Below are 12818 nucleotides of genomic sequence, written 5' to 3' on the forward strand. Positions count from 1 at the left end.
CGCCGAAGGAACGGGACAGCAGGCATGGACGCAAACGACGCCCCTGCGGCCGAGGACTGGCACGCGCTCGACGTCGACGAGGCGATGCGCCGGCAAGAGTCGAGTCGTCGCGGCCTGAGCGCGGAGGAAGCGGCGGCACGGCGCGCCCGGGATGGGCCGAACGCGCTGCCGGCCGTCAAGCCGCGGGGGCCGATGCGACGGCTGCTCGACCAGTTCGACAACCTGCTGATCTACGTCCTGCTCGCCTCCGGCGCGATCACGGCGGTGCTCGGACACTGGACCGACGCAGCGGTAATCATCGCCGTGGTCGTGATCAATGCCGCAATCGGCTTCTGGCAGGAGGGCCGCGCCGAGGACGCGCTGGCGGCGGTGCGAGCCATGCTGTCGGCGGAGGCGGCGGTGCTGCGGGAGGGCGAGCGGCGGCACGTCCCGGCGGAGGATCTCGTGCCGGGCGACATCGTGCTGCTGGAGGCCGGCGACCGCGTGCCAGCGGACCTGCGCCTCATCAAGTCCAGCGGCCTCACCACACAGGAGGCGGCGCTCACCGGAGAATCGGCCGCCATCGTCAAGTCGGTGGAAGCCGTCGCACGGGAGGCGGCGCTTGGCGACCGCACCTCGATGGCTTATTCGGGCACGCTGGCGGCTTCGGGCCGCGGCGTCGGCCTCGTCGTGGCGACCGGCGCCGCGGCCGAAATCGGGCGGATCGGCGCGATGTTGAGCGGCATCGAGCAGCTGAAGACGCCGCTCCTGCGTCAGATCGACCACTTCGCGCGGCTGCTGACGTTCCTCATCCTCGCCGTCTGCGCGGCCGTCTTCGCCTATGCGACCATGATTGGCGGGTACGCCATCGAGGAGGCATTCCTCGCGATGGTGGGGCTGGCCGTCGCGGCGATTCCCGAAGGCCTGCCGGCCGTGCTGACGATCACGCTCGCCCTCGGCGTGCAGCGGATGGCGGCGCGCAACGCCATCATCCGGCGGCTTCCGGCGGTGGAGACGCTGGGTGCCGTCTCGGTCATCTGCACCGACAAGACCGGTACCTTGACGCTGAACGAAATGGTGGTGCGGCGAGTGGTAGTTGATCCGCGCGAAGCGCCGCTCGACGTCACCGGCGAAGGCTATGACCCTGCAGGCGCACTCTCGCGCTCCGACCTGCGAGCGGAGGCACTGGCGCGGACCGGCCTGCTCTGCGGCGATGCGCAACTCCTTAGAGGCGAGGACGGCTGGCGCGTGGAGGGCGATCCGATGGAGGGGGCGCTGGTAGCCTTCGCCTGCAAGGCTGGGCTCAATGAGGGCGACGAGCACGCGCGCCACACGCGGATTGCGGAGATTCCGTTCGACGCCGACCACCGATTCATGGCCACGCTGAACAAGGGGCCGGACGGGCGCAAGCTGCACGTAAAGGGCGCGCCGGATCGCCTGCTTGAGCTCTCGGCGCGGCAGGAGAGCGGCGAACTCGACCGCGCGGCCTGGCAGGAGGCGATCGAGACGCTGGCGGCGGACGGTCACCGCGTCCTCGCCTTTGCTCAGAGGCCGCTGGACGCGGACGCCCTCACGATGGACGACGTGCGGGACCTGACGCTGATCGGTCTCGCCGGCTTTATCGACCCCGCTCGCCCGGAGGCGATCGAGGCGGTGGCGGCCTGCCGCAGCGCCGGGATCGACGTCAAGATGATCACCGGCGATCATGCGCGCACGGCGCTGGCCGTCGCGGCCGAGCTGGGGCTCGATACCTCCGGCGGCGCCATGATCGGCGCGGACGTAGCGTCGCTGGACGACGCAGAGCTTTCGCGCCACGCCGGACGGGTCGGCGTTTTCGCGCGCGCCGCGCCGGAGCACAAGCTGCGGCTGGTGGAGGCGCTGCAGGCCAAGGCGCAGGTCGTCGCGATGACCGGCGACGGCGTGAACGATGCGCCTGCGCTCAAGCGCGCCGACGTCGGCATCGCCATGGGCATCAAGGGAACCGAGGCCGCCAAGGAGGCCGCGCGGATGGTGCTGGCGGACGACAACTTCGCCTCCATCGTCGCGGCGGTGCGCGAGGGGCGGACGATCTACGACAACATCCGCAAAGTGATCGCCTGGACGCTGCCGACGAACGGCGGCGAATCGCTCGTCATCATCGCGGCCATCCTGCTCGGCATCACGCTGCCCGTGACACCGGTGCAGATCCTCTGGATCAACATGGTCACGGCGGTGACGCTGGGCCTCACGCTCTCGTTCGAGCCGGCCGAGCCGGGCGTGATGGAGCGTCGCCCGCGCCGGATGGAGGCGGGCCTGCTCGACGCCGAGATGATATGGCGGGTCGCGCTCGTCTCGGTGCTGTTCGGGCTGGCCGTCTTCGGCCTCTTCTTCTGGTCGCTCGAGCGCGGCGACGAGCTGGAGCTGGCGCGGACGCTGGTGGTGAACCTGATCGTGGCGATGGAGATCGCCTACCTCTTCTCGGTGCGCTACCTGCACCTCTCGGGGTTCAGCTGGACCGGATTGATGGGCACACGCGCGGTCCTGCTTGGCGTGGCGGCCGCAATCTTGCTGCAGGCCGGCTTTACCTACGCGCCACCGATGCAGGTTGTCTTCGACACCCAGCCGATGAGCCTCGCGGACCTCGCGCTGATCGGCGGCGCCAGCCTCGTGCTGTTGCTGGGGCTAGAGGCCGAGAAGTGGCTGCGGCGCGCAGCGGGGATCCTGCGCCCCTACTGACTCACGGCTCGCCGTCCTCTTGCGCCGGACCAGCGCGTGCGTTGCGGGGCCGGACCAGCCGGAACCGCGCCTCCGAGCCCGGAGGCAAGCGGCGATGCTGTCCGCGATAGGCGATGCCGATCGGGTCGGCGCTGCTGCCTCCGACCGCGATATCCAGACATTGGCGGGTCGCGTCGAGCTTGACCTCCTGTCCCCTGTAGCGGACCCGCGTGCGGACGCGGGAGAGCGCGTCGGGGAGCACCGGGTCGACGTGAAGGATGCCCGACCGCACCACCAGCCCCAGATAGCCAGCCTGGATCATGTCGATCGTCCCGCACATCGCGCCGAGGTGGATGCCCTCGCGGGTCGAACCACCCTGCACGTCCTTGACGTCCGCCTCCAGCGCCTCGCGCAGAAGATCCCATGAGCGCGGCCGCTGCGACCGCCCGACGACCCAGGCGTGGACCACGCGCGAGAGCGTCGAGCCGTGCGAGGTGCGCTGATCATAGTAGGCGACGAGGCGCGGGATGTCCGCAGGATCGAAGACGTAGCCCATCCGCTCGAAGATCTGCACCAGCTCCTCGGACGAGAACAGGAACGGCAACATCAGCACGTCCGCCTGCTTGGAGACCTTGTAGTCGTTGACGTCCTTGCCCTCGGCCTCGAGGATCCGGTCGAGGCGGTGGATGTCGTCATACCGCTCGCGGTAAGCGTCCCAGTCGAGCTCCTCCAGATCCTCGTAGCCCTCGAACTGGGCGATCAGGCCGTTCGACAGGTGTGGCACGTAGAGCTTTTCGGCGATCTCCTGCCAGCGGGCGATCTCGGCGTCGTCGAGCCCGATGGCGCTGCGAAGCCGCTGGCGACGGCTGGGCGGCAGGTCCGACAGGGCATCAATGGTGCGCGTGAGGAGCCAAGAGGTGAGCACGTTGGTGTAGGCATTGTCGTCGATCCCTGCCGCCTCGTCCGCCGGGACGCCGGGATAGGCGGTATGGAATTCGTCGGGTCCCATCACACCCCTGATCCGGTAGCGCTGGAGCTCGTCGTCCCAGCTTGCGAGGCCGGCAAAAAAGCGCGCGATCTCGAGCAGCATCTCCGCCCCGCCCTCCGCAAGGAAGGCGCGGTCGTCGGTGGCGCGGAAGTAGGTCCAGATGTTGTAGGCGAGCGCCAAGCCGATGTGGCGCTGCCGGTGCGTGGCGTCCGGCACCCAGCGACCCGACTTCGGGTTGAGGTGCACCACCTGCGATTCCTCGCGCCCGTCCGAGCCGCTCTGCCAAGGATACATGGCGCCGGGCAGGCCCTCCGACCGGGCCAGCCGGCGCGCCGCCTCGAGCCGGCGCAGGCGGTACGACAGCAGCGCCCGCGTCCACCGCGGCTCACGCAGGTTCAGCACGCGAAAGACGAAGAGCTCGTCCCAGAAGATGTGGCCGCGATAGGCTTCGCCATGCCAGCCGCGCGCCGGAGCACCCACGTCGAGCGCCGTCGTGTGCGGAGAGACGCTCTGGAGCAGGTGGAACGTGTTCACGCGCAGGTGCTGCTGCGCCTCGTCATCGCCGTCCGCGAGCGCGATGTCGAAATCCTCCCACAGCCCGCGCCAGGCGCGTTCGTGCTCTTCTAGAAGTACGGCGAAGCGAGGGGCGAGGATGACAGCGTCGGTGGCGGCGAGGCTGGGCGAGGCGATGGCGCAGTCGCGGGACGTGGCGAAGGAGACGATCTTCTCGACCGAAACCTCCTCGCCGTCCGCGACGTCGAGGGCGAAATCGGTGCCGACCTCACAGAGCTCTCGCCAGTCGTCCGCCTCGGCATCCCGCTCGACGTGGCCGGTGAAGAGGCGGGTTCGGGCGGCAATCACCGCCTCGATGCGGGACTGCAGCGTCCGGCAATGCAGGCGAACGACGTCGGCCTCAGGGTGGGCGCAGTCGATGATCCTGAGATGGCACCCCTCGAGATCGCGATAGCGCTCGACGCCCCAGTTCGTCACCCCGCCATGGATCGCCGAGCGGACGTCGAGACGCCCGCTCCAGCCCTCGGGCACGATCGTAAGTTCGACGGCCGCGAGGTCGGGATCGGCCATGCTGACGAAGCGCCGCTCGCGCAGTCGCGTAACGCGCCCCTGCGGGTCCACCAGCCGCAGTTCGCGCAGGAGCAGCCCGTGGCGCATGTCGAGCGTCTGGACGTAGTCGCGAGTGCTATCCGCCGTGATCCGCAGCCAATCGCCGCCTTCGGGCCGGATGACGAGCGGGAGCCAGTTCGGCCAGTTGACCAGGTCCTCGTTCTCGATCTCGCGGCCGGATACTTCGCTTGTCTGCCGGTCGTAACCGCCGGCAAGATAGGTACCGGGATAGTGGGTCGCGTCTGGACGCGAGTCGAGCGTGGCGCCGCGCGTGGCGAAGCGTCCGTTGCCAAGGGTGCAGAGCGTCTCGCGCAGGCCCTCATCGTCAACGTCGAAGCCGTTGTAGGTCAAGGTCCAGCTCATGTTCCGCTCTCCTCGTTCCGGACTGCAACCTCTTCGAGCGAGGCGACAGTCATCCCGGCCCCAGCTGCGCGCAACCGTTCCGCATCCTTCCCTTCCGCCACCCCGATCACGAGTCGAAAGCCGCCCGCCGCGCCGGCAAGAACGCCTGCCTCGGAATCTTCGAACAATGCGCTGCGCTCCGGCCGCACCCCCAGGCGCCGCGCGAGGGCGAGCGGCATGTCGGGAGCGGGCTTGCCGTCAAGGCCCTCCTCCTCGGCCACCAGACCGTCGACCCGCGCGAGGAAAGCCGCCCCCAGACCGGAGTTCCTCAGCACACGCTCGGCATTGCGGCTGCCCGTGAAGAGTCCGGCCCGCACTCCCGCCTGACGCAGCGCGTCGAGGAGCCGCTCTGCGCCGGGGAGGACCTCGGCGCCCTCTGCGATGAGCAGGTGCTGAAAGACAGCGTTCTTCTCCCTCGCGATGCGGTCCAGCAAGGGCGTAGGTTCGATGGCTCGGGAGGACAGAATGGCGCATGCACCATCCGGGCGCGTTCGCCCGTCGACATATCGGCGGTAGTCATCATGCGAGAAGGGAGGACCGCTGGCCGCAGTCAGGATGGGGTCGAGCACCTGTTTCCATGCCCGCTCGTGCAGGCTGGCCGTGTCGGTGACGACGCCATCCATGTCGAAGAGCACGCCATCGAATTCGGCAGGATCGAGTACGACACGCGCCATGCAGGCACGACGCGTCGCCGTGCCTGCCGGTTCCTTGCTGAGGAATTTGCCGGTGCCTTGTCAGGCGTCCGCAAGCAGTCCCTTTTCGCGCGCGAGTTCCTGCATCCGCTTCTGCAACTTCTCGAATGCACGGACCTCGATCTGGCGAATGCGTTCGCGGCTGACATTGTAGACGCCCGACAGGTCCTCGAGCGTCACGGGCTGGTCTTGCAGCCGCCGCTGGGTCAGGATGTCCTGCTCGCGCTCGTTGAGGACCTTCATCGCCTCGGCCATCAGCGCACGGCGCGCCTCGAGCTCGTCACTCTCGGCAAACGCAGTCGCCTGGTCGGCGTCTTCGTCCTCTAGCCAGTCCTGCCACTGCGTCGTACCCTCGCCATCGGCCCCTACCTGCGCATTGAGCGAGGCGTCGCCGCCGGACAGGCGGCGGTTCATCGAGATCACCTCCTGCTCGGTGACACCCAGGTCGGTCGCGATCTTGCGAACGTTCTCGGGACGCATGTCGCCCTCTTCCAGCGCGCCGAGGCGCGCCTTGGCCTTACGGAGGTTGAAGAAGAGCTTCTTCTGCGCCGAAGTCGTGCCCAGCTTCACGAGGCTCCAGGACCGCAGGATGTACTCCTGAATCGAGGCGCGTATCCACCACATCGCGTATGTCGCAAGGCGGAAGCCTTTCTCAGGATCGAAGCGCTTCACGGCCTGCATCAGGCCGACGTTCGCCTCCGAGATGACCTCCGCCTGCGGCAGGCCATAGCCGCGATAGCCCATGGCGATCTTGGCAGCCAGCCGCAGGTGCGACGTCACCAGCCGATGTGCCGCCTCCGAGTCCTGGTCCTCGACCCAGCGCTTCGCCAGCATGTACTCCTCCTCCGGCTCAAGCATCGGAAACTTGCGAATTTCCTGCAGGTAGCGGTTGAGGCCCTGCTCCGGCGACGGCGCGGGCAAATTGGCGTAGGTGCTCATTGCGCTTTCCCCCGTACGAGAGGTTCCGAAATAGTAAACTGATCGGTTCAGTTCAAGTAGGTCGTTTCGATTGTGGCGTACCTGCGCGGCCTGTCCAGCCAGCGTGCGCTTCCTCACTCATTCGTGCAGCCCCGTTGGCCGAGGGCCGCGAGCAGAGCCGCCATGTCAGCGGGCAAAGGCGACTGGAACCGCAACTGCTCGCCGCTGACTGGATGGCGAAATCCCAGCGTCGCCGCATGGAGTGACTGACGCGAAAAACCGTTCGCCACTTCGGCCCCTGGTTGCGCGGCAGAAACGCGCCTTCGCCCCCCGTAGGTTCCGTCTCCGACGAGCGGGTGGCCGAGATAGGCCATGTGCACGCGGATCTGGTGTGTGCGGCCGGTCTCGAGCCGGCACTCCACCAGCGCCGCAGCGGCGCCATAACGCTCGATCGTCCGCAGGCGGGTCAGCGCGTGCCGCCCGCCCCGCCACGTCACCGCCTGCCTCTGCCGGTCGGTCCGGTGGCGGGCGAGGCCGGTGGCAACGACGACAGTGCCGTCGGCGTCCAGGCTCGCGCCACGCAGGCCCAGAATACGAGGATCCGCCGCATCCGGCACGCCATGGCAGACAGCAAGATATGTCCGCTCAGCGCTATGCGCGGCGAACTGTGCGGCAAGGCCATGATGCGCGCGGTCCGACCTCGCGACCACCAAGAGCCCACTCGTGTCCTTGTCGATGCGGTGCACGATGCCTGGCCGCGCAATCCCGCCGACGCTCGAGAGCGAGCCGCCGAAGCGGTGCAGCAACGCATTGACTAGCGTGCCGTCAGCGCTGCCCGGCGCAGGATGTACCACCAGGCCTGCCGGCTTGTCGACGACGATCAGGTCCTCGTCCTCGTAGCGAACATTAAGTGGGATGTCCTGCGCCACCATATTGGTCGGCGCGGGCGGCGCGATCGTCAGTTCGTACACCTCGCCTTCGACCGGCCGGCGCTTGGCATCGGTCACGGCCTCGGCGCCGGAACGGACGCAGCCGTCGGCAAGCAGCCGCGCGAGACGGGAGCGGCTGAGATGTGCGTCGGCTGGTGCGTCGCGCGCCAATGCCTTATCTAGCCGCGGCGGCGGATCGGCGGCGATGACCACGGTAACGACAGAGGGCGGCATGGCGGAAGCTCCGATATCCGAAGCGGACGCGCGGCGGCTCCGGTGGCTGGCGCGGCTGGTAATGGCTCTGACGCTTACCATGATCGTCGGCGTCCTCGCGATTGTCTTGCTGCTTGTTACCCGCCTGAGCGGAACGCCAGCCCTGCCTCTGCCCGAGGAGGTGGCCCTGCCCGACGGCGTCTCCGCTCAGGCCGTCACCGCCGCGGCGGACTGGTACGCGGTCGTCACAGACGACGGGCGTATCCTCATCTACGAGCGGCCGAGCGGAAAGCTGCGGCAGGAAGTCACCCTCGATTGATGGTGGTACCGCCTCCCTGGCTTGAACAGGGGACCTCTGGATCCACAATCCAGCGCTCTAACCAACTGAGCTAAGGCGGCACGCCGTGCCCTCTAACGCCACGTGTGCGACTTTGCAAGACTTCGCACAAGGCGCCGGCTTGCCCGGAACCGCTTGCGGGTCTAGGACGGCGGCGCACTGCGGACGGAGAACGGCAATGGGCATTGACAGGGAATCGGACGTCTCGGCGAATCTGCAGATCGGCCCGACGTCGCTGGGCATGGTCCGCATCTTCGTCGAGGCGGAGGGGATCGACCTGCCGCTCGACTTTGAGCCCGAAGAGGCCGATGAGATTGCCGAGGAGATCCGTGCCGCCGCCGCCCGCGCCCGCGACATCGGCAAGTCCGGTGGCAAGCCTAGGCGCGGGAAACGATGAGGGCAGGATCTCGCGCCGCGTGCCACCGCAGCGCCGCGTGGCGCGCGAACTTGCGCAGTACCGAACTCCGCCGCGAAGGCGCAAGCCGCGCCTCCTCGGGCATCCGCACGATCTCGGCGTCGTAAGCGTCGGCAACGATAAGTCCCGTGCCCTCGGGCAGGAGATCGATCGGAAAGTCCGCCTCCACGGCCCAGAAGTAGCGGTCGCACCATTCGAGATAGCCCTGCCACTTGCGGTCGGAGGCAAAGTCGGCGCGCGATGACTTGCACTCGATCACCCAGATCTCGCCCTTCGGCCCCATTGCCATCACGTCGACTCGCAAACCCGGTGCGGGTACCAACTCCTCGACCGTCACGAAATCCCGGTCGAGCAGATGACGGCACACGCCACGAGCCAGAAGCTGCCCCGGTTTTGGCAGGGCCGGAAAAAGATCGTCGGGCATGGCGTCCATGGTGAACGCAACGCGAACCTGGCGCAAGCGCATTGAAAGGTGCTGCGGCGCTTGCCGGCGCGCTCCGTTCCACCTATCTGCTGTGCGTGGCGGGCACTGCCCTTCCCGTGCAGGGTCAAATTCCGGTGGCCTTACTCAATTCCGAGGGAGTTGGCTCTGTCCGGATCCTGGTCCGGTTACCCAACGCCCACCTGTGAAAACAGGTCCTCGGGAATTAGTCGCCCCACGTTTGCGGCGGTCCCGCCACGATACCGCCAAACGGGCTAATCTCGGGGCTCGTCCCACCCTGTCGTATCGATCAGCGCGCGCACCGGGCAGTGATCCGAGATCTCGGAGAAAGGGGTGCCCTGACAGGTGCTGCGCAAGATCCGCGCGTCGCTGATCCAGTCGGACCGGACGTTTCTCGAATAGAGCAAGTGGTCGGTCCAGACCCGGTGGCGCGTCTCCTCGAAGATCGGATCGGGAAACTCCACCGTCCAGAGATCTTCGAACGTCGGGGCACTATCGCCCTGGAGCGCGTCGAAGAGCGCGTTGCCCAGGATCAGGTCCGGCCGCCAGATCGAGCCCATCATTTCCTGCACCCCGCTATTGCGGAGCTGCATCTCGGCCAAGCCGAAGCCGGGGCCTTCGTTGATGCCGCCGCAGACGATCAGCGGGATGTCCCGCGTCGCCGCATGCGCCAGGTACATGTCGATGAAGCGCCGGCGGAGATGTCGGCAGAGGGCCAGCAGGCGCGCGCGGTGCGCTTCGGCGATCTGCCACCAGCGTGACCACTCGATTGCGCCGAAGATGCCCTTGCTCTTGAGGTGCAGGCCCAGCAAGCGGATCGGCGCGCCCACGTTCGGGCGGACCTCGACGTAGAGCGGCCGCCGCTCGAATCGGAACCATTCGGTGATCTGCTCGCGCCCGAAGTCGAGGAAGAAGGGCTCGGTAGCCTCGTGCAGATCGCCGATCGCAGGCGATTCGACCTCGAACGGCACGAGCGGCACCGTGGCCAGGCGGCCGGTGTCCGTCCGCACCGCGATCCCGACGCACTGCGACGAATCGAGCGTTGGCCCGCCGGGACTGCTGGGAAAGCGGGAGCGTTGCACGTGGCACTCCCAAACCCCGCCTGAGACCGTGTTCATGAGAAGCTGCAGCTTCTCCGTGTCCGACGGCCCCTCCATCACCACGATAACGTCGGGATCAAGATCGCTGAGGCCACGCGCGATCAGGTCAAGCCGCTCGCTCACCGTCGGCAGGTCGTTCCGGCCCCGGGGGCTGGGGCCGCGGACGCGCATGTCGCCGGGCTTGAGCACCGGCGTGCCATCGGCGGCGCGGGCGAAGAGGTCCTGGAGCCAGTGCATGTTCCAGACGACGACGCACAGACCGACCCGCGAGCGTTGCTCGTCTTTGGGCGCTTGCTGGCGCCAGTGCTGCGTGATGTAGCCGCCCGATCCGAATCCGGTTTCCGGCCGGTTCCAGACCGGCAACCCCGCGCGTCGGTCGGGTGGTCCAAGGCCCTTCATATTCTCCCTCGCACATTCAGGGAGATCAGGCTGCGCCGTCTACCTTACCAGCGGACGAAACGACCGCACGGTCATGGAATTAGAACGAGTCCGGCCGCGCCTCGCGCGCCATGTGATCGAGCACGGCGTTCACCAGTCGCGGTTCCCGTCCACCGGGAAAGAAGGCGCGCGCGACATCGACGAACTCGTTGATCACGACCTTCGGCGGCGTATCGCCTCCGGTGAGCTCGGCGCCGGCGGCTCGGAAGAGCGCGCGCAGCGTCGGATCGATCCGCGCGATCGGCCACTTCGCCACCAGGGCCCGGTCAGTCATCTGGTCAATCATCGCCTGCCGCTCGACCGCACCCTCCATAAGTGCGCGGAAGAGGTCCACATCGCCCTCCGCCATCTCGTCATCGTCGTAGCGGGCGCCGAAGCGGTGAGACTCGAACTCCCGCCGCACCTTGTCCACGCCCTCGCCCGCGGCCTCCATCTGGAACAGCGCCTGCACCGAATAGAGGCGCGCGGCCGACTTCATCTGCCTGCGACGGTTCATGCTTCGGCCTCGCCCGTAAGGAAGCCGATGCCTGTCGGCCTGCGCGCCAGACGCCGCGACAGCGCGACGAGATGCAGGGCCGCCGCGGCCGCGCCGCCGCCCTTGTCCTGACTTGCGGGATCGGCACGCACGACTGCCTGCTGATGGTTCTCTACCGTCAGGATGCCGTTGCCGATGCATAGACCGTCGAGCCCAAGCAACGTCAGCCCGCGCGAGGAGTCGGCGCAGACTGTCTCGTAGTGCGTTGTTTCTCCCCGGATGACGCACCCCAGCGCCACGTAGCCGTCAAAGTCGGCCTGCCGGTGGGCAAGCCGCACCGCCGTCGGGACCTCCAGCGCGCCGGGCACCTCGACCGTCTCATGCTCCGCGCCGACGCGGTCGAGCGTCGCTCGCGCACCCTCGAGCAGCGCGTCGGCGATGTCGCGGTAGAACGGCGCGATCACGATGAGCACGCGGACCGGCGCATCGAACTCGGGCAGCGGCATGACGTAGTGCGACGGTCCGGCCATGGTCACTCCAGCGGTATCGAGCGGGTACCAGCGATCGAAAGGCCATAAGCTTCGAGCCCGACCACCTTTGGCAAAGGAGAATTGGTCAGAAGCACCAAGCGCGAGAGGCCGAGCGTCGACAGGATTTGAGCCCCGAGACCGTACTGCCTGAGTGTATGCGGCGAGACGGTGTCCTCGAGCGCCAGCTTCATGTGCAGGTCGCGCAGCAGAACGAGCACGCCGCGTCCCTCCTCTGCGATGAGGCGCATGGCCTGCCCGAATTCGCCGGTTCGACCTGCGCCGCCGGTGCCGACGATGTCGAGCAGCGGGTCGAGAGCGTGCATCCGCACCAGCACCGGCGCGTCGCGGGAGATGTCGCCCTTGATGAGGGCGATGTGCTCCGCGCCCTGCGTCTGGTCGATGAAGACGCGCATCGTCCACTCGCCGCCGAAGCCTGAGGTGATCGTCCGCACCTCGCGCTCACGCACGAGATTGTCGTAGCGCCGGCGGTAGGCGATGAGGTCGGCGATGCTGCCGATCTTGAGGTTGTGGCGCTGCGCAAAGCTCACGAGGTCGGGCAGGCGCGCCATCGACCCGTCCTCGTTCATGATCTCGCAGATCACGCCGGAGGCGTTCAGGCCCGCCAGGCGCGCCACATCCACCGCGGCTTCGGTGTGGCCCGCACGGACCAGCACGCCACCCTCGCGGGCGCGGAGTGGAAAGACGTGGCCCGGCGTGGCGATGTCGGCGGCGCCCTTCGATGCATCGATGGCCACGGCGATGGTGCGCGCGCGGTCGTGCGCCGATATTCCCGTCGTGACGCCCTCCCGCGCCTCAATCGAGACAGTGAAGGCGGTCTCGTGCCGCGAGGAGTTGTAGCTCGACATCAGCGGCAGGCCGAGCGCATCGATCCGCGTGCCGGGCAGCGCAAGGCAGATCAGGCCGCGACCGTGCGTCGCCATGAAGTTGATCGCCTCCGGCGTCGCCATCTGCGCGGGGATCACGAGATCGCCCTCGTTCTCGCGGTCCTCATGATCGACGAGGATGAACATGCGGCCATTGCGCGCGTCCTCGATCACCTCTTCGACAGAGGATATCGCTTCGGACCAGTTCATGTCGTTCATCGCTTGGCCCATGCCGTCAACATCCGGCGCCCGCCTTAGCC

The 12818-nt window shown here is 67.7% G+C and carries 12 protein-coding genes and 1 tRNA gene; 3 read left to right on the forward strand and 10 right to left on the reverse strand.

What is annotated here, in order from left to right; all coding sequences use genetic code 11:
- The first annotated feature begins 24 nt into the window (after positions 1-24).
- The gene (locus JM664_RS01100) at positions 25-2694 is read left to right on the forward strand and encodes an HAD-IC family P-type ATPase (RefSeq protein WP_227418053.1); all 2670 of its coding nucleotides are present in this window, start codon (positions 25-27) and stop codon (positions 2692-2694) included.
- Position 2695: 1 nt separating this feature from the next.
- Here JM664_RS01100 and JM664_RS01105 read toward each other — a convergent pair whose 3' ends face one another.
- From JM664_RS01105 to JM664_RS01120, 4 genes are all read right to left on the reverse strand, one after another.
- Positions 2696-5146, reverse strand: a complete 2451-nt coding sequence (locus JM664_RS01105; protein WP_227418054.1) for a glycoside hydrolase family 65 protein — start codon at positions 5144-5146, stop codon at positions 2696-2698.
- Positions 5143-5859, reverse strand: a complete 717-nt coding sequence (locus JM664_RS01110) for an HAD-IA family hydrolase (protein WP_227418055.1) — start codon at positions 5857-5859, stop codon at positions 5143-5145. The genes JM664_RS01105 and JM664_RS01110 overlap by 4 nt, the downstream gene beginning before the upstream one ends.
- A gap of 60 nt (positions 5860-5919) precedes the next feature.
- Positions 5920-6816: an RNA polymerase sigma factor RpoH gene (gene rpoH, locus JM664_RS01115; protein ID WP_227418056.1), complete on the reverse strand. Its 897-nt coding sequence runs from the start codon at positions 6814-6816 to the stop codon at positions 5920-5922.
- A 113-nt stretch (positions 6817-6929) separates the two neighbouring features.
- Positions 6930-7958, reverse strand: a complete 1029-nt coding sequence (locus JM664_RS01120) for an RluA family pseudouridine synthase (RefSeq protein ID WP_227418057.1) — start codon at positions 7956-7958, stop codon at positions 6930-6932.
- Here JM664_RS01120 and JM664_RS01125 point away from each other — a divergent pair.
- Positions 7930-8256: a DUF6476 family protein gene (locus JM664_RS01125; RefSeq protein ID WP_227418058.1), complete on the forward strand. Its 327-nt coding sequence runs from the start codon at positions 7930-7932 to the stop codon at positions 8254-8256. The two genes, JM664_RS01120 and JM664_RS01125, sit on opposite strands and share 29 nt — an antisense overlap.
- Before the next feature lie 3 nt (positions 8257-8259).
- On the opposite strand, the gene JM664_RS01130 is transcribed toward JM664_RS01125, so the two are convergent.
- Positions 8260-8336, reverse strand: a tRNA-His gene (locus JM664_RS01130).
- 116 nt (positions 8337-8452) lie between these two features.
- On the opposite strand from JM664_RS01130, the gene JM664_RS01135 reads away from it, so the two are divergent.
- The gene (locus tag JM664_RS01135; RefSeq protein WP_227418059.1) at positions 8453-8671 is read left to right on the forward strand and encodes a DUF6324 family protein; all 219 of its coding nucleotides are present in this window, start codon (positions 8453-8455) and stop codon (positions 8669-8671) included.
- On the opposite strand, the gene JM664_RS01140 is transcribed toward JM664_RS01135, so the two are convergent.
- The 5 genes from JM664_RS01140 to ribB all read right to left on the reverse strand — a co-directional run bounded on the left by JM664_RS01140 (position 8652) and on the right by ribB (position 12777).
- Positions 8652-9113 (reverse strand): MmcB family DNA repair protein, encoded by a 462-nt coding sequence (locus JM664_RS01140; protein ID WP_227418060.1) that lies wholly within the window; start codon positions 9111-9113, stop codon positions 8652-8654. The genes JM664_RS01135 and JM664_RS01140 overlap by 20 nt on opposite strands.
- Before the next feature lie 272 nt (positions 9114-9385).
- On the reverse strand, positions 9386-10468 hold the full coding sequence (locus JM664_RS01145) for a hypothetical protein (RefSeq protein WP_227418061.1): 1083 nt from the start codon (positions 10466-10468) through the stop codon (positions 9386-9388).
- A 241-nt stretch (positions 10469-10709) separates the two neighbouring features.
- Complete coding sequence (gene nusB / locus JM664_RS01150; RefSeq protein ID WP_227418062.1) at positions 10710-11165, reverse strand: transcription antitermination factor NusB; 456 nt, start codon at positions 11163-11165, stop codon at positions 10710-10712.
- On the reverse strand, positions 11162-11674 hold the full coding sequence (locus tag JM664_RS01155; protein WP_227418063.1) for a 6,7-dimethyl-8-ribityllumazine synthase: 513 nt from the start codon (positions 11672-11674) through the stop codon (positions 11162-11164). The genes nusB and JM664_RS01155 overlap by 4 nt, the downstream gene beginning before the upstream one ends.
- Positions 11675-11676: 2 nt before the next feature.
- Positions 11677-12777 (reverse strand): 3,4-dihydroxy-2-butanone-4-phosphate synthase, encoded by a 1101-nt coding sequence (gene ribB, locus JM664_RS01160; protein ID WP_227418064.1) that lies wholly within the window; start codon positions 12775-12777, stop codon positions 11677-11679.
- Between the last annotated feature and the right edge of the window lie 41 nt (positions 12778-12818).

Origin of the sequence: Roseitranquillus sediminis, assembly GCF_016918935.1 — a bacterium.
In the GTDB taxonomy this organism is placed as follows: Bacteria; Pseudomonadota; Alphaproteobacteria; order Rhodobacterales; family Rhodobacteraceae; genus Roseitranquillus; species Roseitranquillus sediminis.

Coding starts and splice junctions, on each gene's coding strand:
- JM664_RS01100 (WP_227418053.1), top strand. CDS start 25: ATGGACGCAAACGACGCCCCTGCGGCCGAGGACTGGCACGCGCTCGAC.
- JM664_RS01105 (WP_227418054.1), bottom strand. CDS start 5,146: ATGAGCTGGACCTTGACCTACAACGGCTTCGACGTTGACGATGAGGGC.
- JM664_RS01110 (WP_227418055.1), bottom strand. CDS start 5,859: ATGGCGCGTGTCGTACTCGATCCTGCCGAATTCGATGGCGTGCTCTTC.
- rpoH (WP_227418056.1), bottom strand. CDS start 6,816: ATGAGCACCTACGCCAATTTGCCCGCGCCGTCGCCGGAGCAGGGCCTC.
- JM664_RS01125 (WP_227418058.1), top strand. CDS start 7,930: ATGACCACGGTAACGACAGAGGGCGGCATGGCGGAAGCTCCGATATCC.
- JM664_RS01120 (WP_227418057.1), bottom strand. CDS start 7,958: ATGCCGCCCTCTGTCGTTACCGTGGTCATCGCCGCCGATCCGCCGCCG.
- JM664_RS01135 (WP_227418059.1), top strand. CDS start 8,453: ATGGGCATTGACAGGGAATCGGACGTCTCGGCGAATCTGCAGATCGGC.
- JM664_RS01140 (WP_227418060.1), bottom strand. CDS start 9,113: ATGCCCGACGATCTTTTTCCGGCCCTGCCAAAACCGGGGCAGCTTCTG.
- JM664_RS01145 (WP_227418061.1), bottom strand. CDS start 10,468: ATGCACTGGCTCCAGGACCTCTTCGCCCGCGCCGCCGATGGCACGCCG.
- nusB (WP_227418062.1), bottom strand. CDS start 11,165: ATGAACCGTCGCAGGCAGATGAAGTCGGCCGCGCGCCTCTATTCGGTG.
- JM664_RS01155 (WP_227418063.1), bottom strand. CDS start 11,674: ATGGCCGGACCGTCGCACTACGTCATGCCGCTGCCCGAGTTCGATGCG.
- ribB (WP_227418064.1), bottom strand. CDS start 12,777: ATGAACGACATGAACTGGTCCGAAGCGATATCCTCTGTCGAAGAGGTG.